This window comes from Citrobacter sp. MNAZ 1397 (assembly GCF_023613995.1).
GTDB classification, from domain to species: Bacteria; Pseudomonadota; Gammaproteobacteria; order Enterobacterales; family Enterobacteriaceae; genus Phytobacter; species Phytobacter ursingii.
Window position 1 is genome coordinate 3055592 of sequence record NZ_JAKIVH010000001.1, and the last position, 22126, is coordinate 3077717.

Consider the following 22126-nt stretch of genomic DNA (forward strand, 5'->3'; position numbering starts at 1 on the left):
TAATAATTCTGTTTAAAAACAAGAAGACAATCCTTGATCCAACAGCGCATTATCTTTAAATCAGCGGCGTGAAAACGGTCCGTCTCCCGTGTTGAATACCAATACATATGGGAGCCTGATTTCGTTTAAGGCAAAACAAATTTTGTGAGGGGAAATAGCATCCCAAATATACGCCTGGAATATGTCGAAAAATAAAGCAAAGAGAGAAAATTCATTTTGCGAGTTTGGCGCTGAGTCTTATCTGTATTCATACTATAACCAGTAAAGACAGGGTGGTTAATTAATGCACAGAACCATGCATAAATATATCGACACTTTCACTGATACCCTGCGCCTTCTCTTTTTTGGGTTTCTCCTTCTTTTCTGCCGCCCGGTACTGGCAGATGAACCTCACATTGCATTAAGCGAATATTTTATTGAAACCTGGTCGACAAAAGACGGCCTGCCACACAACAGCATTAACGACATTGCACAAACCCGCGAAGGTTATTTGTGGTTCGGAACCTGGGAAGGGTTCGCTCGTTACAACGGCAAAACCTTCCAGATCTTTGAGCGCGGCGGCGAAAGCGGCATGCCCGACTCAGGGACGCTGGCGTTTGTCGCCGGACCAGACGGCAGCCTGCTGGTTGCAGGCGCACGCGGTGGCCTCTCATCCTGGAAAGAGGGGGTCTGGACGCCCTATGCGCCGGCGCCTACGATGATTGGTTCCGCCATGCGCGACAGTAAAGGCAATCTGTGGGTTACCATGCCCGGAAAAGGCCTGTTGATGCGTCCCGCCAATGAAACCCGCGCAACGCGGGATGTGCACATTATCGATAACGTCACTGCCAACAAAAGCGTGGAAGACGCGAACGGCATTATCTGGGCCGCCACCGACAACGGCCTGTATCAGGTGATCGACAATAAAGCGACCCTGGTGTCTCCAGGCAGCGGTTTACCGCAGGTTCGCGCCTTTAGTTTGCTGGTCACAAACGATAATACCTTGCTGGTAGGTACCGAAGGCGGCGTCTGGAAGCGCGTCGGCGAAGATTTTCAGCCGCTGCACCCGGCACTCATCAATGAAGTGGTCTCCACCATGATGCAGGATAAGCGTGGCGATATCTGGTTCGGCACCATCAACCACGGCATCTTCCGCCTCAGTCCTGAGGGGCTGGAACATCTGAATATTGATAACGGTATCGTTCATAACCGCGTGCAAAGCATCCTCGAAGACAGGGAACAGAGTATCTGGATTGGCACCAATTCCGGGTTGATTCGCTTGCGTCGTGCGCCGTTTATTACTATTAGCACCCGTCAGGGCCTGAACGGTGACTATGTCCGCACCGTCATGACGCACTCGGATGGCAGTATTCTGGTGGGCACCAGTACCGGGCTAAACCGTATTCGGGATGGGCACGTCGAACAAATTAACTGGGATCAACACACGCAGCCTTCAGTGCTGAGTCTGGGCGAGGCCACGGACGGCAGCGTATGGGTGGGCACCTATACCGATGGCCTGCTGCACTGGAAAAATGGTCAATTAACGCCAGTATTACAGCAATCTAACGGCCTGCCGGGCAACGAGGTACGCGCCATCCTCACCGATCACCAGCAGAACCTGTGGATTGGTACAGCTTCCGGATTGAGCGTCTTACGACCAAATGGCGCGCTCCATACCTACTCGGCAGACGACGGCCTTCCTGCCAGCTTTATTATGGCCTTGCAGGAAGACGAGCAGCACCGTATTTGGGTGGGTACGGGCGTGGGGGTCTCCGTTTTTCATAACGGAAAATTTGAGCACATCGATATTTCCGCCATGGAGAACGCCGAATATGCCTTCGGCTTTTACAGCGAACCCGGCTATATGTGGATGACAACCGACCGGGGTTTGCTCCGCTATCGGAGCAGCGACGGCGCAATAGGAATGGTGGGGCGCAAAAACGGTCTGCCCATCGACAAACTGTTCCAGGTGATACCCGACAATATGGGGTATCTGTGGCTTAGCTCGAACCGCGGCATGATTCGGATAAGCAAAGCCGAAGCCGTGGAGGTTATTGAGGGTCGTAAGCAGCAGATTGCCGTGACCACGTTCGGTGAAAGCGACGGCATGATTAGTGCGCAGGCCAATGGCGGTTCAATGCCCGCCGCCACGCGCGCCGGTGATGGCGGTATCTGGGTCGCAACTGCCCGCGGCGCGGTGATGGTTCACCCGGAACGATTAGGCGAGTTTAGCAAAACGCGGTTGGCGGCAGTGGTGGAGTCAGTTGAGAGTAATACCACGCCGCTCAACAAGGACTACACCTTCCCTGCCGGAACGACACGTATCCGGATTAACTATTCCGGCCTGGGCTACGTTCTGCCGGAGCGGATTCGTTATCGCACCCGCCTGGAGGGCTTTGATCCGCAGTGGATCGATCGCGAGAACAATACGTCAGCGGAATACACCAACCTGCCGCCGGGGAACTACCGCTTCAACGTTTCCGCCAGTTACCCCAACGGGGAGTGGAATGGCGCGAACACCGTTATCAACCTGCGTATTAACCCATTTTTCTGGCAGCGACCCCTCTTTCAGGCGCTGTTAGTGCTGTTAATTTTGCTGGCGCTGTTTGCGATCTTTCGCTGGCGTCTGAGGCAGGCACGCCGTAACGAAGAGCGTCTGCGAACGCTGGTTGCCGCTAAGACGCTGGCCTTACAGGAGCAGGCTGAGGAGTTTGAACGTCAGGCCAAAGAGGATCAGTTAACCAGGCTGGCGAACCGTCGGGTCTTTGATAAACAACTGATGCTCGGCTTCGACGATGCCCGTGCGCACGATTATCCGCTGACGCTGGCGATCTTCGATATTGATCACTTTAAACAGATAAACGATCGTTGGTCGCATGTGGTGGGCGATAAAGTGCTGCAAAGTATCGGGGACCTGCTGCGTAACACACAGCAGGACGCCAGGCTGAGCGCCCGCTGGGGCGGTGAGGAGTTCACGCTGCTGTTCCCGCATATGCCGATAGCGCAGGCCGCGGCGATTTGCGAGTCGCTGCGAGTCACCTTATCGCAGACGGATTATCGCCATATCGCCGACGGGCTGCAGGTGACTGCGAGCTTCGGTCTTGCGGAGTCCTCCTCTGCCAATGACAGCAACGCGTTAATTAAACAAGCCGACCACGCGCTGTATATCGCCAAACAGACTGGCCGCAACAAAGTGGTTTGCTGGTCCGGCGAAGAGGATATCGCACCCGGTCATTTCCAGATTTAGGGGATGGCGAAAACAACAGAAAATGAAAAAACGGCCGCGTTATTTCATTTTCGGGAATAACGCTGTGCGAAAGTACAACGACGATGCAGAAAGACTACTCGCAAGAAGCATAAAACTGATTTTTATTATCCCCAAACCAAGCCGAACATTTCTTTGCGGTATCAGGCACTTTCAAATCTACTGTCTTTTTCGTCCCCTTATAACGGCAGACCAGATAGAGCGGCAAATTCATTTCCCGACCATAATCCTGATAGTCGCCCAGCGTCCACACCGTATCATTCAGCGTGTCAGGCATTAACTCCCCCTGCTTTTCCGGTGGCCCCTGAAAAAGGCTGACGTCATTCATCCTGTACGATCTCTTCTTCACGGTCAGCGAATCAGGACAATGGATTTTTTCTGCGCTTGTCAAACCTGAAAACAGTAATGCTGCGCTTAATATTATCCATTTACTCCGGGGCATAATAGCCACCTCTATTGTTCGGCAGAAATCGCCCTTACGGCGGGTTGGTGTATAAAAGAACCACGCCGCCCCTGTGCAGAGGGGCATTATTCGCAAGCTGCTATAAGCTTACGGTTCTTATCATAGGCAACGGAACATTTTTTGGCGTTGGCCGGAACAATCAACTCGACGCTCTGCTTCGTGTTCTTATAGTGGCATATAAAATAGAGCGACGTTTCATGCTCTTTCGCCTGATCCTGATAATCATGCAGCGTCCATACCGTCTCCCGATCGTTATCCGGCATCAGTTCGACTAAATCTTTAGGCGGCCCCACGAACAAACTGGCATCGTTTAAGGCGTATGCTTTATCTTGCTGCGTTGGATGTTGCGGACAAACCGTTGGGGTTGCCTGTGCTGCGGCAATAGACAAAGATAATCCTATTCCTGACAAAAAAAACTTACACCATGGCATAGCTGTCGGCTCCTTCAAAGACTGAATGTCCCCCGGACATAACCACGCAATTTAACATCCATCGCCATGGTGGTTTTCTCATGTAGCCCGGGTTCACTCACAGGCCGCTAACACGGCGTCTTTCTTGCCATAATGGGCCGAGCATTTTTTTGCAGCCGCAGGGACTTTAATTGTTACGATTTTGTCTATTCCTTTATAACGGCAGACCAGGAATAAAGACGTATTATGTTCTTTCACATAATCCTGATAATCCTTTAATGTCCACACCCACGCATCGAGCGTGTCTGGCATTAAATCCGCTTTCTCTTCCGGAGGCCCCATAAAGAGACTGACGTAATTCATTGTGTAAGTCTTATTACCTTCCTTTAATGTCTCAGGACAGTTTATTTTTTCGGCCTGGGCAATACCTGAAAACAAAAACATGCCGGCGCTCAATAACAATACGTTATTCCACGACATAATAATTATCTCCATTGTTTTCAATGCGCGGCGTTTTTAAAAATTTAATGGTGCGTTCACTGACTGGCTTGGGAGCGACAACCAGACGTCCCTGACTATCGCGATGTCGCCCCACCCATTGATCCAACACTTTTATACCCGACGCATCCTGCCCCAGATAAATAGCGGCGTGGGAACGCCCGTCAGTATGGTTGCCATAGCGGCCGTCCGCATCAAACGTGGCAATCGCCGTACCGGGCGCAATGGTCATATTACCTTTAACTAACTCGCCCCGTTTCCATGCTACCGTGCGTGGCATATTGGCCGCTTTTTGTGTGTATGCCACACATTGACCATTACCTACAGACTGACCGACATACGCTAACGGCGTTTTTGCGATATATGCCATGGAGTTAACACCCGTAGAAGTTGAGTGATGACATTCTGCATCTAATGTAAAGATATGCAAATAGAGGACAAGGGCGGATTTTAAATTAAGAAAATTCCTGGCTGGCGTATGTATTATATATTTAACAACCGATTATATAAAAAGCGCGCCGTGATTGTTGGCCGCTGGACAGGAAGACGCTGAGCCTGCCCTCCCCCCTGATAAAGGGCGATTTATGGCAGGCTCAGCATCCCATGACGGGATTACAGATTAGATTTTTTGTCCGTCTTCGCGGGCGCGTTCTGTTTTGCCGGCGCGCCTAAGGTGTGTTTAAACCAGGCAACAACATGGTCAATCACCTGCGGCTGATACCAGTGAATATCGCCATGCTCCGCCCCCTCGACCAGCACATATTCGGCGGTGTCTTTTTTGGCTTTCAGCGCCTGATACAGTTGCGCGCTTTGCTGAGGAGAAACCAGCGTATCCGCACTGCCGTGCATAATCAAAAACGGCGGTTCGCGGCCGGTAATATGGCCCATCGGGCTTGCGGCAAGCGCTTTTTTCGGGTCGCTGTCGATGGTCGCCCCGGCAAACGTGCGAAACGCCGCACCGTGGACCAGTAACGCTTCGGTCACCGCCGCTGAGCGATGCACTTGCTGTATCTGTTCCGGGAAACCTTCGCCAATATTGAGCAGATTCGAGATACCATAAATCGTGGCCACACCCTGAACGTCAGATGACTGCTCGGGGTAATCTCCCTTGTCATACTCTTTTTCGCCGTTGGTCGTTCCCAGCATTTGCGCCAGCCATCCCCCGGCGGAATCACCCAACACGGCAATGCGTGCAGGATCGATGTTGTACTCTTTGGCGTGCGCTCTGAGATAACGTACCGCCGTTTTCCCGTCAACCAATGGCGCGGGGAATTTATCCGGAATCACGCGGTATTCCGCAGCGGCAACCACATAACCTGCATTCGCCAGCGCCATACGCATCGCGATGTATTTATCGTGATTGGCTGTCATAAAACCGCCGCCGGGGAAGTAGACAATGGCCGGTTTCAGGTCATTATTGCGCGGAACCAACAGCGACATCCTGAGTTGTCTGATCGCCACGCCATCTTTGACTTGCGAATAAATCACGTTGCTGAATAAATCGGTTTGATCCTGTGACGGCGTAAATTTCATTATCTCTGCACCCTCGGTTGATCCGGGTAAGGTTTCAGCGGCGGCAACCGTCTGTGAAATAACGGATGACAATAACATGCAGCCAGCCAGAACAAAGGATGTTGGTTTCATAATGTCCTTCTTGTGTAGGGGGATTTTTTCCCGAGCCTGGTGCAGGATATCATTCGGGTTAACCGATGAATAACGCAAGAAGTCGATGTAATTGATGCAGAAATCCGATGAGTTGCACCAGGAAATCTCTGGCGCGGGTGATGTCATCGGCAAGCGCTTAGCATACTGAACCAAACTCCATGCTTTCGCCGGGCAAAAATTTCGCCATGAACGTGGCAAGTTATTTGAGAACTACCTTAAGACCCTCTAACTGATATGATCAGCAGGAAAATTACCCGGCCCCAAAAACACCGGAGGACATGACTATGTCGTGGAGTAAGGAAATAATTTTAGGTTGTGCGGTTTTTCTTTTTTCCAGCGCTGTTTTTGCCGAAAAAATCAACTGCCGCCTGTTTTACAGGACGGCAATAAAACATACCGAATGAATGTCGTTGATGTTTTCGTCGGGCCGCCAGAAGAAAGGGCCTCATTATTACCGGATACAGACGAAGAAATGGTATGGACACTTAAAGATTCGCAGGATTACGCGAAGGCACATAACACATCCGTATTTCTTGTTTGCCAGTATAAAGGGACCCATAAAACTGCCACAGTCAAAGTGCCCGTAACAGCCCAAAAATGCTCCGCGCGGTATGGATACCGCAAAGATGAGTTTTACGCCTCTTGTGAATAAACCTGCATATTGTCAGATATCGCCCGTTTAGCGGAACTGGCGATACGCCATAAACCATCAACAGGAGGTGAACAGTAAATTGTTCACACTCCGCAGTGTTTCATCGCATACAGAACGTTTACCACTCAACATTTAATCAGCGTTTAAATAGATGGTAACTCCATAGCGCCAAAGCAGCGATCACAGCGGCCAGACCAGTCTTGATAAGCAACAGCGTGAAGGCGTAATTGTTCATTGCTTCTTCGCCATCACCCGTAACAGAAATATGACGCATAAAAATATCGTTAACCCAACGATCATGTATCAGAAAGAGCGCAGCAATCAGCACAACAATAAACAGGATAATTTTCATCTCACATCACCGAAAAGCGTAAAGGGGATTATGCGCCGCGGGATCATAGCACAAGAAAAATGCAAAAAAGCTATGCTAATGCGTCGAAGAATAGTGAGACGGATTAATTTATATCAATTCAATGATATCGGCTCCATGCAAAGGAGAGTATGCAGATGAATCATTGAAAAAATCATGTACAAATAATAATTAGATCCCTTAGAGTACCGCAAAAGTCACAAAATCTGTGTGGAACCTGAACTTTATGGACGTAAAACTGCAACCTATGATGGGAAGAGATATGCGCGATAAAATGACCACTCAACGGTGGTCGTTCTTTTTGCTGAGTTTGACATTAGCGGCTCTCTTCATTCCAATGTTCCACCATAACTTATGGGGAGGCGATGATTGGGGGCCACATGTATTAAGGCTGCAAGCTCTCAATGTACAACTTGACCATCAACAATTCCCTCCCCTTTTTGACTACTGGACAGAAAATCAGTACGGCTTATCGTGGGGAGCATTTTATCCCCCTCTGAGTACTTTATTGCTTTTTATAAGCAGACTTTTTCTATTTGGCTTTGACAATAATGCGCTACAGATGAAATTCACCCTGGGATCAATTATTCTCATCTCAGCGTTTTCAGCATACTATGCAGCTAAACGGGAATTTTCATCCGCAACAGCTGGCCATATCAGCGCAACACTTTTTATTAGCTCAAGTTATTTCTTATGCAATTTCTTCCAACGATTTGCTGTCGGGGAATGTCTCGCAATGGCATTCATGCCATTGCTTATTAGGGGATGCAATGCGTTATTAACAGGAGACAAAGATCGAAAACTCATACCTTTGTCCTGCACATTAATACTATTAGCCAACATCCCGAGTTTCATCGTTGTATTAATTTTCTTTTTCATATTTTCGCTGATAAACATAAAAAAAATAATTACTCGTGAAAACATTATTTTTCTGGCAAAATCAGCGCTGGTCAGTCTACTAATTTCCAGTTTTTACTGGTTACCACTGCTCTATCATATGCATTACTCTGATATCTTTGCATTCACCAAAATGCAGAAATCTTATGAATTTATAAATCAAACCAGGGTTAAAATTGCCCACGTATTATTTGCAACTAAAAACACAAGTGGAACGATTGGGTATAGCTTATTTCTAAGCCCTGGAATTTTAATTATTGTTTTATCTTTTATTGCACTATTCACTGATAAAGAACGTACATCAAGATCTATGCTTCTGGTCGCTGTTATTCTTACATTAATGCTATGCCCTGTTTTTTCATGGAACTGGATACCTGAAAAAATATCTGTATTACAGCTAATTCAGTTCTCATGGAGGTTGTTGAGTTGCATCACTGCAATCCTCTCCCTTTATGCTGTACTGCCTGTATTGCAATGGATGAATAAAACAAAAAGCTGGATATTTATTTTACCGACACTCATCGCATTGCAAATCATATTCCCGATTCACGGTGCAATTTTTTCCACACCGCCAGAATTCAGTTCAAACATTTTATACCGTGATTATGTTAATAATAATATAAAATTCCCAATTACTCATGAATCCCTCAACACAGCAGGATCTCTTGTCACTGAAAAACCGAATGGTTTTAATAATGGATATCCTTATTTCTATGTTAAAGCAGAAAAACCGACCCTCTTTACCCTACCTTATATTATGTATTCTGGTTATTATCTTATGATTGATAATAAAAAGACACAGCCAATATATTTAGATAATGGTTTTATAGGCGCGAACGTAGAGAAAGGTATGCACACCATCGCTCTAGGATATGAGAAAAATATTTACATCATCCCAGGATTAATTAGTCTTGCGATGCTATTAATTATTATCGTTTCAGAAACTCGATTGTATATACGACGATACCGCTAAACACCTCTTGAGGGCCACGCATAGTGATTTTTCGTTGTTCATCACTAGCGTGGCACTACAAAAAATGCTCAATAGTGTTCGAAGGTAGTGCAGAACATACACATAATGTTTGCCAATAAGCCCATCTGATTGCCAGATACCTTCTGATTTGACAGTGAAGGTACGATCAACATCGAAGGTAATTGGCAGAGCGGAACAGGCTGTTATTTTTACCTGCTCACAATGGGCTTAAAGCGTAACGCTATCGCCATCAACAGGATGACGCCTGCACTCATGATGAGCCACGCGTTTGTCAGTGACGCACCGCTGTCGCGCACGATACCGGCGATTAATGGCATCAGCGCGGCAATCAGGTATCCGCCACCCTGCACGCGTGACAACAGTTTCCCTGCCTCGGCCGGCGTTCGTGCATGATCAAATGTCACGATGAGCGATAGCGGGAACAACGCGCCGATACCGCAACCAAGTAGCAACGTTGACACCACTGGTGTCGTCCCCGGAGAAAAGACAAGACACATCAACCCTGCCAGCAACATCAACAGCACGGTGAGCAGCGGAACACGGCGATCAGGAAATCGCGTTATCAGGGCTGATACAGCAAAGCCTGCCACAACCTCGGTTAACGTAAGCCAGGCCAGCATATAGCCGCTGCTGCGTGCGCTCCAACCCGCCTGAATGTAGAGAGGAGGAAGCCACGCCAGTACCAGCGTATAGGCGCCTGTCCCGATGCCAAAAAATAGCAATAACAACCCTGTCCTGGATGAAGATAATGTCACCTCTGCGAACACCGTTTTTTCCACCTGGCGGTGCCTGGCCCATGACAGCCAAAATATCAGGGCAAGAAGCGCTAACAAACCAGCTATTGCCAGCGTAGGCTTTAGATCAAGCCGGGTAAACAAAGGCTCGGCGGTCGCGGCAGCCAGCGCCGCGCCGGCCATAATACCGGTGCTGAACAGAGACATAAACGTGCTGGCCGATTGCGTGTATTCTTTTTTTATCAGGGCGGGCATTAACGCCTGGATCATGCCGATACTCGCACCACCCGCTAAAGCTGTACACATAAGCCCCGTGAGTGACGTGCTAAAGCCCCGGAATAAGCAGGCGAAAAGCAGGATGGAAAGCCCTACGGTAATTCCCCGAACAGCACCGGTTCTGGCTAAAAGCCATGGCCCACTTAGCGCAACCAGCCCCATCATTGCGACCGGCAGGGTAGTTAGCAGACTAAATTCTGTGGATGATAACCCCGCTTCGCGCTGTAAAACCGGAAATAACGGTCCGATGGAAGCCAGAATGGGGCGAAGATTCAACCCGATCAAAAAAGCGATAAATGCGAACATAAAAGGCGAAGATGCTATGCGTTTCAAAACGTGATCCTTTTTGGCATGTGATTGCTCCAGCAAAAAATGCCGTAAGCATTTATCTTAACATTAAGATAAATGCTTACCTTGTGTAAGATGGACCGCACAACTCGATAAATATCCCTGTTTAAGGTACGAAAATGCATGACCATATAGACTTCGTTGTCAGCCAGTGGGACAGCGCAATGCCCGAGCTGGACGCCTCTTCAATGAAAGTGTTTGGCCGAATGTTGAGGGTGATGAAGCATCTGGGAAAGATGCGTGCCCAGGCGCTGGAGCCGTTCGGCTTTCGCGACGGGGAATTTGACGTCCTTGCCACTTTACGGCGCGCCGGTGCGCCTTATTGTCTTTCTCCAACACAACTATATAAATCGCTGCTGGTCACTTCCGGCGCGATGACAAATCGCCTTAACCATCTGGAAGAGCAAGGACTGATTGAGCGAATTCATGATCCCGATGACAAACGCAGCACACTGGTTAGCCTGACGTCTTATGGGCGAGAACGTATCGAACAAGCGCTAATTGTCCACACTGAAACGCAAAACGCGATACTGGCCAACCTTTCCGATACTCAACGCCAGCAGCTTGAATCACTATTGAGGGAGTTGTTGCTGAGCTTTCCGCGCTGAAATCGTGGTCCTCGCTAATGGTCGGGAACACACCGGGGGCTACCTGCTTCTCTTTGCCGTTGAAGCGATATTTCATGCGCCGGTATCTGAAACCAGAGGGGGCAACCTCAAGATACAAACCCGCGCCCCCGTTATAAAAATCACGCGAGTGTGAACGATAATCTTCTTGCCGAAGTGACAGCGATTATTAGTTTTTTGTTCTCAGCTTATTATCCGTAAAAAACAAACACGGCCGCCGTAAACGGTAAACGTAGTATGCAAAAAAATAAATGAGGAAGTTAGTTCGGGAATGTAAATGGGAAAGACAATTCGCAAGATTCAACATATCGAAAGATAATGGCATTGCCACAACAGCCCATAAACTGGCTTGCCCGTAAAATATTTACCGTGCCAATATATGTCTTTATTAATGAGGGAGAGCAACCGTACGAAAACGTACGGCAAGCTTATTTATCAACTCACTCCATCAAGTTTGAGTAGAGGCAAAGATGTGATTACTTCTGCATATCTTTTATGAAGATCACTTTGTCGTCATTGATGGCATAGTAATTACGAATGGTTGCCTCCCTGATGAATCCTTGCTTGCTATAGAACGCACGAGCCGCGCTAAAATCAATAAGACTTGATGTCTCGACTAATAATAGTCTGGCATGTTTATTTCTCAATCCTTTCTCGATCTGTTTAATCAAGGCGTTACCGACACCCTGACGTTGATGGGCAGGGCTGATCCATAGCATCAATAAATTCCAGACATCGTTGGTCATAACTTCTGGGGCGCAATATGCAATGCCTGCGAAACCTTCTTGTTCAGCGCTAAACCATAACTCGTCTGATTCACCAGAGAAATAATTTTTGAGAGTGTCCCGTACATGTAATACCCCCTCATCATCAAACTGACCACTTTTCTGTAGCATATCGAGCAATGGCACTATATCAGAAGATTCGACCGGGCGAATAAGCATAGAAATTCCTTTTCACAGAGTATAATTGAAACTACCATCCCTAATTATACTGAATCGCCACGGGTTTAACAGACTGGACTGCCCCCGAGGTGTCTGTTAAACCCGTGGCGATTCACTTGCAACACCCAGGCCCACTGACCACAACCAACGTACCGCAGAGCTATGAAGCAACGCCTCTAAACTCACCCGGTTTTACGATTAGAAGAGCATCCCTTTCTCGTCTTTTGCATTGTTTAGCAAAATCTACTGCCGTGGCAGGATTCCTCAGAAAAATATTATAATCGCTTTCACTTATCTCATAATATTCTTCATAATCAATCATATGATTGGTTACAGGAATTGACAAATAATGTCGACCACTCTCTTTTTCAATTCCAATCGCATATCTTTCCACTCTACTAAAAAAAGTATCTTCAAATTTCATTGTATTATCTCAATTGAATTTAACAGGAGAAACCGTGTAATCACTGATTAAAAATGCCCTGCATTAATTATAGTTTCGGTATTATTGTTGAATAATCGCCCTCCCGGCATCACCGCTTGCCAGTGCCTATATCGCGGCGGCTGCGGTGGTTATTATTCATGCCGATGCCATTGCCATGAAGGCAATAACATTTAAGTCCACTCCAGTGAACCATCCTCGAGTACCCAAACTGCCCCACCCGGACATGTCTCATCAAAGAACCAGATACCATCTTCCATCTCTGGTTCTGTCAGGGGGAACGCCCGCCTGAAACGTTCAACCTGCTCCTCAACACTTCCTTCAAGGAAATTACCGTGCTTGGCAAGTTTGATATGCCCGTCCTTCAGAAGGCGGGACAGGACATCAAAAAAAATATTTTCCTATCATCAAAGGAAAAATTAGGTGGTGGTGGTTCTTCTGGCTCACAGTAAGAAAATACAGCACCTAAATTACGACCTTGCGCTGCCAGACATAATTCGGTGAACTGTTCTTCGGTAAGGGATTTCATCATTTAAACTTTATCTCCACATCTTTGTATTTATATGCGATATCCGAGAGTTGCTGATTACCTTTTATGTCAATGGTCCATCTCGCTTCCGTCTGAGTTTTGGAAGAAGAAACTTCACGAAGTGTTATTGAAGTACCATCACTCAATTTTGCATTGTAGATGCCCGGTCTAACTTCATTCAGTGGTGTTTCTCCTGCAAGTTGCTGTGCATAATTTCGTATTTAATCATCACTAAGCTTTTAACTTTCATAAGCTTTTGTCGTACCATAGTTATTACTGGCCTCTCCCTGACGGATAGTCTGACCATCTATTGTAAGGTCTTTTGATGGATTACTTTTGTCAAAAATATCGCTTAATTCATTAAACCGATTTTGCTGTTGTTCCCTTGCGCGAGCATTCTCCTCATCTTCCGGCCCATGACCTCCCGGCGTTCCTGAACCTGTACCGCCCAGCGCTGCTTTTTCCTCATCCGTCAGGTTTCCTGCGACATTTGGTTTCGATTCCTCATCCGGCTCATCCGAGGAACACGCACGCCCAAATGTGCACTGGGTGGCTTTATCAATGGCCTGACCCAGTTCATTCAGTTTCTTCGCTAACCCCGATGCAGCATCTTCTTTCGCTTTTGCTATCACCACATCGCCTGGAGCAAGCGTAGCCCGGATAAGGTATTTACACCGCATCCGGGGAAGCCACATTATCGATATGAGTGTAAAAGCCCTCAAACTTCGCCATTAACACCAAATCAAAAGATCGGTTATCTTGAGATTGGGGCATGTTGGGCTGTTCTTACTGGTTCCGGGAAGCCTGGAATTAAGGGAGGGACCGGGATACCTCCGACCAAGATTGAAATTGTCAGGCCGAATATCGATAAGGATAAATGATGACAGTAGAAGACGTGAATAAAATTGACATGATTGGTATATCTCTGGATGATCAGGATATGGTCAACTTGGGTATCTCTGATCATTTGATCTGGGGGTCTCCCATAGAAGAACATTTATATAAGCTACAGGAGAAAATAAATTCATATATTCAATTTATTGAAACCGGTGAAATTTATAGTGCCTTCCCTGAAACTAAAGGCACGAACAAAAAAAATATAATGATTTATTTCAAACACACACCTCCGAAAGAGTCATTATTTTTCTTCGAAGGGGTTGAAAAGGTATTAAAAAGTATCAATGTTTCGTTGGTGATAAAAGTGCCGTGATGAATTAAAATAAATGAGCACAATATTTTTGCAGCAAGCGCAGCCTAACTAGCCGTGCAGAATATTACTTGGAGATAATACTTTTCCGCTTGCCATTGTCTCGATGTAATAATTGGCCTCCGCACCCATAAGAAAGGCCATTACTGTAAAAAGTCAATCATCCGAGGTTACAGCCAAAATTACGTTAACCATCACCGTATTGTTTTGTGTCTAGCTTGGATTGATAGTCCCTTCGACACGAGCTCTATACTCTCTATTGAAGCTAAAATAATTCATTTCTAATACCATAATTTCTACCAAAACTAATTATTACTACATCAAAACGACCTATATCCGTCATCAAAGATCTTACTTTTCACTTTGCTGAGATAATCAATCCCATGCAATAAGTCGCTCGGATAGATACCATTTAGAATATCATCACGATTCAAAATATATTTCCCCTTAAAAGGGAAGTGTGATCCTACCCGGGTAATGTGGACACGGCCCTGAGCGAGGTTCTGGTTTTCAAAGTGTTCCGGACTGAGACCGCCACAGGCACTGTGACGACGCCACCGATTGTAATCGCACTCGATATAGTTAAATACTGCTGTCCGCATTATTTCCCGGCTGGCAAAGTCCTCTCCGTGGATACATTCCACCTTCAGCGTGTGGAAGAAGCTTTCCGCACAGGCATTGTCGTAACAACAGCTTCTGGCACTCACCCTGCCCTGCAGATTATGGCTTTTCAGTAAGCTCTGGTAATCCGTTGAACAGTACTGACCGCCTCTGTCTGTATGCTCGATGACATTTTCCGGATGTTTACGCCGCCACAACGCCATCTGTAACGCATCGCAGACAAACTGTGCTGTCATCCGCGAGGACATCGACCAGCCAATGACTGACCGCGACCACAGGTCGATAACCACGGCCAGATAAAGCCAGCCTTCACCGGTGCGAAGATACGTGATATCACCCACCCACTTCTGATTCGGGCCACTGGCGTAAAAGTCCTGTTCCAGCAGATTCTCTGAGACTGGCAGACCATGCTCACGGTAACTGACCGGGCTGAACCGGCGCGAGGCTTTCGCCCGCAGTCCCTGCCGTTGCAGGCTGGCCGCCACGGTTTTTATGTTATACATCACTCCCTGAGTACGGAGCTCATCCGTCAGGCGTGGCGCGCCATAGCGCTGTTTTGCGTCACTGAATGCTTCCCGGACGACGTTATCACAGACAAGGCGGAACTGCTGACGCCGGTTTATCTGATGCCGACGCTGATGCCAGATGTACCAGCTGCTACGGGCAACCTGAAGTACACGGCACATGGCTTTGATACTGAACTCAGCCTGATGTTTTTCGATGAAGACATACTTCATTTCAGGTGCTTCGCGGAGTATGTCGCGGCCTTCTGGAGAATGGCCAGTTCCTCATCCCGCTCTGCCAGTTGACGCTTCAGACAGGCGATTTCAGCGGACATCTCCTGTTCACGTTCAGAAGATGAGAGCTGATTTTGCTGTTTGCTTCGCCAGTTGTAGAGCTGTGATTCATACAGGCTAAGTTCGCGGGCGGCTGCGGCCGCCTCAATGCGTTCAGCCAGTTTCAGGGCTTCCTGACGAAATGCAGGCGTGTACTGCTTGTGTGGCTTTTTAGTAGTCGATGCAGACTTTGTCATGTAAGTCACCTCTGGTTGCGAGTTTACTCACTTAGTCGCGTGTCCACTAATGGTGGGTAGGATCAGTTTGTACCTTCCGACATTAACGAACCCATATGTGGACTAAGCTTTCTGAGGCCTCTGCGCTGACAAAAACGCAAATTCTCCAGCGGACCCGCGCGCAGATATTGGCGTAGAAGACAATGCTGGGGCTGTTGACAGGGTAAGTTGTCGCGTAGAAGAGGTGTTTTCCCGGATGACAATGTAAATGTCTAATCTGGGCTACGCTTGCTGCAAAAATATTGTGCTCATTTATTTTAATTTATCACGGTACTTTTATCACCAACGAAACATTGATACTTTTTAATACCTTTTCAACCCCTTCGAAAAAAAACGACGATTCTTTAGGCGGTGCGTATTTAAAGTAAATTTCTATGTTTTTATTTCTTTTACCCTTAGCCTCAGGAAACTTTGCATATAACTCCCCACTTTCAATGAATTGAATATATGAATTTATTTTCTCCTGTAGTTTATATAAATGTTCTTCAATGGGCGCGTTCCACATCAAGTGATCAGAAATAGCTAAGTTTACTATATCCTGATCATCTTTTGATATTACAACCACATCAATTTTATTCACGTCTTCTACTGTCATCATTTATCCTTATCGATATTCGGCCTGACAATTTCAATCTCGACCGGAGGTATTCAGGTCCCTCCTTTAATTCCAGGCTTCCCGGAACCAGTAAGAACAGCACCAGATGCTTCAATCTCAGGATAAACGATCCTTTGATTTGGTGTTAATGGCCAAGTTTGAGGGCTTTTACAGTTAATATAGATTATGTAGCCTCCCCGGATGCGGTGTAAATACCTTATCCGGGCTACGCTTGCTGTACAGCCTGATCGGTACATGCAAACTGAACGACGTGGATCCAGAGAGCTATATCCGTCATGTGCTCAATGTCATAGCTGACTGGCCGGTCAACCGGGTCAGCGATCTGTACCGTGGCGCGTCACGCTGCCAGCGGAATAATCCTCTTCGTCAATACGGCTCATGCTGCACGCTTACGGATAACTGGCTGGCTCATAAAGTAATCCCGCCACTGAGGGCGGGATTTCACCATTTACATCTGTAATTTCCAAAAATTCATGCCATTAATAAGCCAGTATTGCTCTTTGTCCGGTACTAACAAACCAAAATCACTATTTGCTTGAGCGTTCCAATCAGAAGGTACAGACGCTTCGTGACTTCTATCCCAATCAGTATGGCGATATATTTTTTTGTCAAAATTGATATAAAACTTAGGTAGACGCATTCTCCAGCTATCCCACTCAACTGATACTGGGTCTGCTAATGTAGATAAAAATCGCTCAATATAATCATAAAAACTGACAAGCTGCTCGTCAGATCTGCCCAATGTGAAGAATGCTCTCATCCAGTCAACTGTATAAATAGTAATATCATTTTTGGTTATGTAATCTTTAAAGCTATCCTTAGATAATACAGGAACTCCATTTCTGAATGAACTTACTACCTCATCATACAGAGACTCTTTCATCCATCCTTTAGCTATATATGCCTTATATTCCGGCCTAACATCGATGCAGTAATTATCTTTATTATCAACAATATAATAATGAATGCCATCCACAACAAAGATAGCTATATCTTTATCACCATTAAAAATAGCATCGAGTAAATTCTGATAATCATTTGTTAAATTCATTCAGAAATTCCTCTTTTGTTAATACGCGAGCTTTTGATGAGTTTTGCTCTATCGGCCTATCCCACACCTTAGGTAGTTCAAGCGAAACGCCAGGTTGACCTTTTGTATCATCAACAATCTTCGGAGCATCCGGATCTTTTGGCCCCCCTGGAAGTGGCCTTTGAGGTACTGCTGCATCCATTATCTGTTTATGAAGATCCACATCAACTTCAAATACGACTACGCTACCATCTTGCCTTCTATTGGTCAGATAATAAGCAGCATGATTTGGTCCATTAGTGCTAACACATAATTGCCCACTACAACCCGAGTTAATAGTTACACTTCCGTCAGCGTTCACATTAATTCTATTTTGGCTTGTTTGTGTACCATTTCCGCCACCTTCAACCCGAAAATAAGTTTCAGATGAGTTTGGTGTATTTTCTATAGGTTTTGCCGTCGAGTTTCCAGGTTTCGCCCCCGGTGCAACATCCTTCCCAAACTGTTTCGTCAGTACTCCAGATGCGACTACAGCACTCACACCACCCGCGATGTACATTGAACCAACGTAGGCTCCTGCTCTCGCTCTGGCTTCTTCCTCCGTGTAACCGAAGGTCATAAACGCCTGCGTATACCCTTCCAGAACGTTAAAGACTCCTTCGCATTCGGATCTATCGAGTTCAGCAAGTTCATTATCTGCTGATAACCTGCTTGAGCCTCTTTGGGGTTCAGGTAAGTCTGGCTGAAGTAGGTATCTTGTGCAGCCTTCGCTTTCTCTCTTTCTACCTGACAGTCAGCACCTGTGCCAGTACAGGCCGCGTAAACAGCCATATCGCTTTCCAGATCCTTGCGATTTAACCTCTCCTTATCTTTCTGCTCTTCTGGCGTCAGGTTCTGTTTGTTGTTGAGATATGTCTGGCGGCTCTTTTCCGTGCTGCTCAGATAGTTATTCTCAACCTCAACCCGTGCCGCATTCGCCCCGCTGCCGGTGCCGCTGCTGTTACCGGCAGCCACACTACCGCCTGCCGCGCCCAGCGCTGCCACAAGATTCACTATCACCGTTTTCTCATCCGGTGACAGCTTATCCGGCTCCTTGTTGTAAAACGCCAGAGACAGTGCTTCTGAACCGGACGACGCGATAAAACCACCGGCCGCTCCGGCTGCCGCATTGCCGCCCTGCAACTGCACCAGCACCGCCGACGCCAGCGTATGCAGAGCAATACGCGCGCTTTCATGACCACCGGCAACGCTTTTTATCAGCCCTGCCACATAAGGTGCTGCACCTGCCGCCATCCCGCCAGTGACATTTCCACCCTGTGCGCCTGCCAGTAGCCCCGTCAGCGCAGTGCCATTACGCCAGAAATCACTGCCAACGCCGTATTCCTTATCAACCTCTTTATATTGGGCAGAACCCGCGATTTTGTCATCAATCTGCTGTTCCGTCAGGCCATCCAGCTCACCGTTCGCCTCCATATCTGCGCGGATTTTCTTTTTACCCTCGTCCAGCTGGCTCTGCCGCCAGGCATCCATCGCCTGGGTACCCAGTGCAACGGCCTGGGTCTGAATGTCTAACTGATCCTGAATTTTGCCCCTGTCAAAATTGTTCTCCAGCGCGGTGTGCGCACCGGTGGTATTGCGGCTTTCCCGGATGCGGTGTAAATACCTTATCCGGGCTACGCTTGCTTCAGCTCCTTCTGGAGCCGTCGGATCTCAGCCTGAGCATCTGACTGGACTTTATTGGTGGAAGAATCCGGGCCATATGCCTTTATTCAGGCATAAAGGCTGTGGGTGGTAATACCGAGACGTGTTGCAACACCGGAAACAAAATGACCACGATCAACGACCTGTTTGACTGCTTCAATTTTAAACTCTTCGGGATAATGCTTACCGCTCATGGGCGCCACTCTTTTAGCCATCTTGAATGACTCTGAGGTGTCTGTTAAATCCGTGTCGATTCATTCATGGAACCAACTGGATCGGGAAGATGACTTCCCGACCTTCAATATAATCCCATGTTATTTCACCCAATATTCTAGATATTTTAGGCTTTAAAGGCATCACGGACATTATTAACTCATCAAGGCCATCCGTATATGTAATCCCTCTTATACCCTTAGTATCAGATATTTTTGCAGAAAAATATCCAACCTCACCCTGCACACTCAAACAATAATAAACAGTACTTGTTTGAGATTCATAATTCATTGATAGCAAATCAATATTATGGTTTGTAGACACTGTGTCCATTCCACGTATCCTTAAATTCATTAATGGTCATCGTATAACGAGTCCCTTTAAATGGATCGTTGATTATTACGTTTCCTACATCATCAGTACCTTTGACGACAACCCAATGGCCAACTTTATTACCCGAGTCCCACATCATTGCACTCCAGGAACCAGTGTTATTTAAAGCCTCAAAGCTAGATGAAGAAACATTATTAGCCACCCAACCACTATCGGCTTTATTAAGTTTATTGGCCAACGAAGTCATTGAAGTTAATTCTGTTCCTAACTCAATTTGAGAAGATAAGATGCCTCTATCCTTCAACATCATTTCAGCACATGCTGCACCGCAACTTGTCGGAGTTACTTGCTTAACCACATTTGGATCAATTACTTCATCCAGAACATTCCAGTTTCCCCCAGCCCCACCTTTCATCCCTGCGAGGTTTACAACATCCGTTGAGTTGCCACCAGATAGCGCTTTTGCAGGACCAGCTACCCCCGCACCCACCTGCGTCAGACCATAAATGCCCTCGGAGTAAGCCGGAGGTACACCTAAACCTTCCAGTAGCCACGCACCACTCGTTTTCTGGTCTTCTCCAGACAGGAAAGCATTCCACCCGGCGTTAGCCGTATCCAGCCCGGAGGCTGCCAGATAACTCCCGGCCAGACACGTTATGCCGCCCGTACACGCTGCCACGCCACCAACTGCTTGTAGCTCTCCTCCGGTGAATTGTGCAAGACCGCCTATACGCGTCCCCACATTGTAGCGTGAGAGTACATCTCCAGTCTGGTCACTGATCGAATAACATCGCGCCCTGCCTGCATGCCGACCTGCTGCTCTGCTGCCAGCCCGGCGGCCTGCGAATTGATGTCCCGGCCTGCCGTCAACAACAGATTGTCGCCGGCACTGACCGTGGTGCGATCGACGCCGGTGCTGTGGTTTTCACTTTTGCCGCTGCGGCTGGCGTTGCTGGTCTGCTGCGCGTCGAGGTTCAGATCGTTGCCTGCCGACAACTTTGCCGATTTCCCGGCGCTGACATTGCTGGCGCTGAGCGTCAGGTCGTTGGCCGCCTGCATCGCCAGATTGCCGCCCGCAGTGATGCTGCTGCCCTGGTAACCAACGGTGGAGCGGCTGGTGTCGGTACGCCACCAAAAGCCGGACTGGCTGTAAGCCTCATTTTTCTGGATGGCATTAACGGCGATATTGCCGCCAGCGTCCATCAACAGAGCGCCCCCCGCTGAGGCCGTCGCGCCGGTAAAGGTGATGTCCTTGTCCGCCACCAGCGACAGGCCATCCGTCGCGGTAATGCTGGCGAGGCTGCCGAGCGTGGTGTCCCTGATGCTGACCGAACCCGATTTACTCTTCGTGTTAAGCGCAAATTGATCGGCCAGCGTCAGGTTATTAATGCTGCCGTCCACGCTCTCCAGCGCCACCGTTTTACCCAGGTTGACCCCAACACCTTTGTCGCTGGAGACCAGATGAATACGGTTGGCGTACATCCCGCCCAGCGCGCCGGTATCAACCGCCACTACAGGGGCGGCACCTTCTGTAGCAATCGCCGTCGCATTGCCGTTGGCATCCACGTGGTTGGCCCCGACGGTCACCGTTAAATCTTTCGCGTGGATCGCCGCATTCACTTCGGTCGCACGCGAGATCAGAGACAGCGCGTCACTGCCGCTGGCATCCAGGCCCTGGCCTTCAATGGTGATCGTACCTTGCGTAACATCCAGCGCTGAAAGGTTGCCACTGGCGTCAAACTGCGGTTTACCGGTCGTCAGGGTGGCGTTCGGCGTGTTGATAAACCCACAGCCGTTACAGGTGATGCCGTACGGGTTGGCGACCATCACATTCGCCGCTTTGCCCGCCACTTCGGTATAACCCTGCAACTGTGATCGGCTGCCGCCGGTCACTTCGTTGATAATGCCCTTCGCTTCCTGCCCGGCGCGCAGATTCGGGTTGTTCTGGATAAGCCCGCCAAGCTGCGTCTGCGTCAGTTGCGCGGTGGCGTTATTGAGGATCAGTCCCTCACTGCCGACGTTGTAGTCATGAAACTGGTTGTGCGAGATGCCTGCCCCGTTCGGCGTGGCGATATTGACCACCGGCACGCCGTTGCCCGCTTTATCCATGCTGACGCCGCCTGTCGGCGTGATGGCTGCGGCAAACGCGGGGGCTACCGGCTGCCAGACCAGCAGGCTGATAACCAACCAGCTGATAGCACGCTGAGAAAAACGAACCGGTTTGTCAGTCTTCATCGTCTT

The 22126-nt window shown here is 48.0% G+C and carries 23 protein-coding genes and 4 pseudogenes; 6 read left to right on the forward strand and 21 right to left on the reverse strand.

From position 1 onward, the window contains the following. The first annotated feature begins 283 nt into the window (after positions 1-283). Positions 284-3226, forward strand: coding sequence for a ligand-binding sensor domain-containing diguanylate cyclase (locus L2097_RS14315; protein WP_250353078.1), 2943 nt, complete (start codon positions 284-286; stop codon positions 3224-3226). Between the two features lie 94 nt (positions 3227-3320). Here L2097_RS14315 and L2097_RS14320 read toward each other — a convergent pair whose 3' ends face one another. From L2097_RS14320 to L2097_RS14340, 5 genes are all read right to left on the reverse strand, one after another. After that, positions 3321-3686 (reverse strand): STY0301 family protein, encoded by a 366-nt coding sequence (locus L2097_RS14320; RefSeq protein WP_250353079.1) that lies wholly within the window; start codon positions 3684-3686, stop codon positions 3321-3323. 86 nt (positions 3687-3772) lie between these two features. Next, complete coding sequence (locus tag L2097_RS14325; RefSeq protein WP_350028998.1) at positions 3773-4138, reverse strand: STY0301 family protein; 366 nt, start codon at positions 4136-4138, stop codon at positions 3773-3775. A gap of 93 nt (positions 4139-4231) precedes the next feature. Beyond that, positions 4232-4597: an STY0301 family protein gene (locus L2097_RS14330; RefSeq protein ID WP_047371684.1), complete on the reverse strand. Its 366-nt coding sequence runs from the start codon at positions 4595-4597 to the stop codon at positions 4232-4234. Next, on the reverse strand, positions 4584-4985 hold the full coding sequence (locus L2097_RS14335) for a BPSL0067 family protein (protein ID WP_047371685.1): 402 nt from the start codon (positions 4983-4985) through the stop codon (positions 4584-4586). The genes L2097_RS14330 and L2097_RS14335 overlap by 14 nt, the downstream gene beginning before the upstream one ends. Positions 4986-5227: 242 nt before the next feature. Continuing rightward, positions 5228-6259: an alpha/beta hydrolase fold domain-containing protein gene (locus L2097_RS14340; RefSeq protein WP_250353081.1), complete on the reverse strand. Its 1032-nt coding sequence runs from the start codon at positions 6257-6259 to the stop codon at positions 5228-5230. 421 nt (positions 6260-6680) lie between these two features. Here L2097_RS14340 and L2097_RS25780 point away from each other — a divergent pair, with 421 nt between their 5' ends. Further along, positions 6681-6932 (forward strand): STY0301 family protein, encoded by a 252-nt coding sequence (locus L2097_RS25780; protein WP_350028999.1) that lies wholly within the window; start codon positions 6681-6683, stop codon positions 6930-6932. Positions 6933-7068: 136 nt separating this feature from the next. On the opposite strand, the gene L2097_RS14345 is transcribed toward L2097_RS25780, so the two are convergent. Then, positions 7069-7284: a hypothetical protein gene (locus tag L2097_RS14345; protein ID WP_250353082.1), complete on the reverse strand. Its 216-nt coding sequence runs from the start codon at positions 7282-7284 to the stop codon at positions 7069-7071. A gap of 244 nt (positions 7285-7528) precedes the next feature. On the opposite strand from L2097_RS14345, the gene L2097_RS14350 reads away from it, so the two are divergent. Next, on the forward strand, positions 7529-9172 hold the full coding sequence (locus tag L2097_RS14350) for a putative glycosyltransferase family protein (protein WP_250353083.1): 1644 nt from the start codon (positions 7529-7531) through the stop codon (positions 9170-9172). Positions 9173-9381: 209 nt separating this feature from the next. Here the strand turns inward: L2097_RS14350 and L2097_RS14355 are convergent, their stop codons facing one another. Next, positions 9382-10509, reverse strand: coding sequence for an MFS transporter (locus L2097_RS14355; RefSeq protein ID WP_085006190.1), 1128 nt, complete (start codon positions 10507-10509; stop codon positions 9382-9384). Between the two features lie 161 nt (positions 10510-10670). Here L2097_RS14355 and L2097_RS14360 point away from each other — a divergent pair, with 161 nt between their 5' ends. Continuing rightward, a complete protein-coding gene (locus L2097_RS14360) occupies positions 10671-11159 on the forward strand; it encodes a MarR family winged helix-turn-helix transcriptional regulator (RefSeq protein WP_085006191.1) in 489 nt (162 codons plus the stop codon). A 13-nt stretch (positions 11160-11172) separates the two neighbouring features. Here the strand turns inward: L2097_RS14360 and L2097_RS25910 are convergent. The 5 genes and pseudogenes from L2097_RS25910 to L2097_RS14380 all read right to left on the reverse strand — a co-directional run. Then, positions 11173-11340, reverse strand: a pseudogene (locus L2097_RS25910) (Arm DNA-binding domain-containing protein); the annotation flags it as partial. 313 nt (positions 11341-11653) lie between these two features. Continuing rightward, a complete protein-coding gene (locus L2097_RS14365; protein ID WP_250353084.1) occupies positions 11654-12121 on the reverse strand; it encodes a GNAT family N-acetyltransferase in 468 nt (155 codons plus the stop codon). A 160-nt stretch (positions 12122-12281) separates the two neighbouring features. Next, positions 12282-12545 (reverse strand): hypothetical protein, encoded by a 264-nt coding sequence (locus L2097_RS14370; RefSeq protein WP_250353085.1) that lies wholly within the window; start codon positions 12543-12545, stop codon positions 12282-12284. Between the two features lie 191 nt (positions 12546-12736). Continuing rightward, entirely contained in the window at positions 12737-12943 is a 207-nt protein-coding gene (locus L2097_RS25915; RefSeq protein WP_502799310.1) for a DUF596 domain-containing protein, read from the reverse strand. 388 nt (positions 12944-13331) lie between these two features. Then, positions 13332-13724 (reverse strand): hypothetical protein, encoded by a 393-nt coding sequence (locus tag L2097_RS14380; protein ID WP_250353086.1) that lies wholly within the window; start codon positions 13722-13724, stop codon positions 13332-13334. 245 nt (positions 13725-13969) lie between these two features. Between L2097_RS14380 and L2097_RS14385 the strand changes: the two genes are divergently transcribed. Further along, positions 13970-14302: a DUF6572 domain-containing protein gene (locus L2097_RS14385; RefSeq protein ID WP_250353087.1), complete on the forward strand. Its 333-nt coding sequence runs from the start codon at positions 13970-13972 to the stop codon at positions 14300-14302. A 491-nt stretch (positions 14303-14793) separates the two neighbouring features. Here the strand turns inward: L2097_RS14385 and L2097_RS14390 are convergent. Beyond that, positions 14794-15953 (reverse strand): annotated as a pseudogene (locus L2097_RS14390) (IS3 family transposase); the annotation flags it as partial. A 304-nt stretch (positions 15954-16257) separates the two neighbouring features. Further along, the gene (locus L2097_RS14395; RefSeq protein WP_250353088.1) at positions 16258-16590 is read right to left on the reverse strand and encodes a DUF6572 domain-containing protein; all 333 of its coding nucleotides are present in this window, start codon (positions 16588-16590) and stop codon (positions 16258-16260) included. A gap of 229 nt (positions 16591-16819) precedes the next feature. Here L2097_RS14395 and L2097_RS14400 point away from each other — a divergent pair. Continuing rightward, a pseudogene (locus L2097_RS14400) lies at positions 16820-16965 on the forward strand (transposase domain-containing protein); the annotation flags it as partial. Positions 16966-17056: 91 nt separating this feature from the next. Here the strand turns inward: L2097_RS14400 and L2097_RS14405 are convergent. From L2097_RS14405 to L2097_RS14435, 7 genes and pseudogenes are all read right to left on the reverse strand, one after another. Next, entirely contained in the window at positions 17057-17659 is a 603-nt protein-coding gene (locus tag L2097_RS14405) for a hypothetical protein (RefSeq protein WP_250353089.1), read from the reverse strand. Next, positions 17643-18257, reverse strand: a complete 615-nt coding sequence (locus tag L2097_RS14410) for a hypothetical protein (RefSeq protein WP_250353090.1) — start codon at positions 18255-18257, stop codon at positions 17643-17645. The genes L2097_RS14405 and L2097_RS14410 overlap by 17 nt, the downstream gene beginning before the upstream one ends. Beyond that, on the reverse strand, positions 18254-19168 hold the full coding sequence (locus L2097_RS14415; RefSeq protein WP_250353091.1) for a VENN motif pre-toxin domain-containing protein: 915 nt from the start codon (positions 19166-19168) through the stop codon (positions 18254-18256). The genes L2097_RS14410 and L2097_RS14415 overlap by 4 nt, the downstream gene beginning before the upstream one ends. Positions 19169-19317: 149 nt before the next feature. Beyond that, positions 19318-19533 (reverse strand): annotated as a pseudogene (locus L2097_RS14420) (transposase); the annotation flags it as partial. Between the two features lie 64 nt (positions 19534-19597). Next, positions 19598-19885 (reverse strand): hypothetical protein, encoded by a 288-nt coding sequence (locus L2097_RS14425; protein ID WP_142516491.1) that lies wholly within the window; start codon positions 19883-19885, stop codon positions 19598-19600. Continuing rightward, on the reverse strand, positions 19860-20564 hold the full coding sequence (locus L2097_RS14430; RefSeq protein ID WP_250353092.1) for a cysteine peptidase family C39 domain-containing protein: 705 nt from the start codon (positions 20562-20564) through the stop codon (positions 19860-19862). Before L2097_RS14430 ends, L2097_RS14425 begins: the two co-directional genes overlap by 26 nt. A gap of 47 nt (positions 20565-20611) precedes the next feature. Beyond that, positions 20612-22120, reverse strand: a complete 1509-nt coding sequence (locus L2097_RS14435; protein ID WP_284453934.1) for a two-partner secretion domain-containing protein — start codon at positions 22118-22120, stop codon at positions 20612-20614. Positions 22121-22126 lie beyond the last annotated feature (6 nt).

What these genes read in the sequence shown, in the direction of transcription:
- L2097_RS14315 (WP_250353078.1), top strand. Translation starts at nt 284, where the DNA reads ATGCACAGAACCATGCATAAATATATCGACACTTTCACTGATACCCTG.
- L2097_RS14320 (WP_250353079.1), bottom strand. Translation starts at nt 3,686, where the DNA reads ATGCCCCGGAGTAAATGGATAATATTAAGCGCAGCATTACTGTTTTCA.
- L2097_RS14325 (WP_350028998.1), bottom strand. Translation starts at nt 4,138, where the DNA reads ATGCCATGGTGTAAGTTTTTTTTGTCAGGAATAGGATTATCTTTGTCT.
- L2097_RS14330 (WP_047371684.1), bottom strand. Translation starts at nt 4,597, where the DNA reads ATGTCGTGGAATAACGTATTGTTATTGAGCGCCGGCATGTTTTTGTTT.
- L2097_RS14335 (WP_047371685.1), bottom strand. Translation starts at nt 4,985, where the DNA reads ATGGCATATATCGCAAAAACGCCGTTAGCGTATGTCGGTCAGTCTGTA.
- L2097_RS14340 (WP_250353081.1), bottom strand. Translation starts at nt 6,259, where the DNA reads ATGAAACCAACATCCTTTGTTCTGGCTGGCTGCATGTTATTGTCATCC.
- L2097_RS25780 (WP_350028999.1), top strand. Translation starts at nt 6,681, where the DNA reads ATGAATGTCGTTGATGTTTTCGTCGGGCCGCCAGAAGAAAGGGCCTCA.
- L2097_RS14345 (WP_250353082.1), bottom strand. Translation starts at nt 7,284, where the DNA reads ATGAAAATTATCCTGTTTATTGTTGTGCTGATTGCTGCGCTCTTTCTG.
- L2097_RS14350 (WP_250353083.1), top strand. Translation starts at nt 7,529, where the DNA reads ATGGACGTAAAACTGCAACCTATGATGGGAAGAGATATGCGCGATAAA.
- L2097_RS14355 (WP_085006190.1), bottom strand. Translation starts at nt 10,509, where the DNA reads ATGTTCGCATTTATCGCTTTTTTGATCGGGTTGAATCTTCGCCCCATT.
- L2097_RS14360 (WP_085006191.1), top strand. Translation starts at nt 10,671, where the DNA reads ATGCATGACCATATAGACTTCGTTGTCAGCCAGTGGGACAGCGCAATG.
- L2097_RS14365 (WP_250353084.1), bottom strand. Translation starts at nt 12,121, where the DNA reads ATGCTTATTCGCCCGGTCGAATCTTCTGATATAGTGCCATTGCTCGAT.
- L2097_RS14370 (WP_250353085.1), bottom strand. Translation starts at nt 12,545, where the DNA reads ATGAAATTTGAAGATACTTTTTTTAGTAGAGTGGAAAGATATGCGATT.
- L2097_RS14385 (WP_250353087.1), top strand. Translation starts at nt 13,970, where the DNA reads ATGATGACAGTAGAAGACGTGAATAAAATTGACATGATTGGTATATCT.
- L2097_RS14395 (WP_250353088.1), bottom strand. Translation starts at nt 16,590, where the DNA reads ATGATGACAGTAGAAGACGTGAATAAAATTGATGTGGTTGTAATATCA.
- L2097_RS14405 (WP_250353089.1), bottom strand. Translation starts at nt 17,659, where the DNA reads ATGAATTTAACAAATGATTATCAGAATTTACTCGATGCTATTTTTAAT.
- L2097_RS14410 (WP_250353090.1), bottom strand. Translation starts at nt 18,257, where the DNA reads ATGACCTTCGGTTACACGGAGGAAGAAGCCAGAGCGAGAGCAGGAGCC.
- L2097_RS14415 (WP_250353091.1), bottom strand. Translation starts at nt 19,168, where the DNA reads ATGGATGCCTGGCGGCAGAGCCAGCTGGACGAGGGTAAAAAGAAAATC.
- L2097_RS14425 (WP_142516491.1), bottom strand. Translation starts at nt 19,885, where the DNA reads ATGGACACAGTGTCTACAAACCATAATATTGATTTGCTATCAATGAAT.
- L2097_RS14435 (WP_284453934.1), bottom strand. Translation starts at nt 22,120, where the DNA reads ATGAAGACTGACAAACCGGTTCGTTTTTCTCAGCGTGCTATCAGCTGG.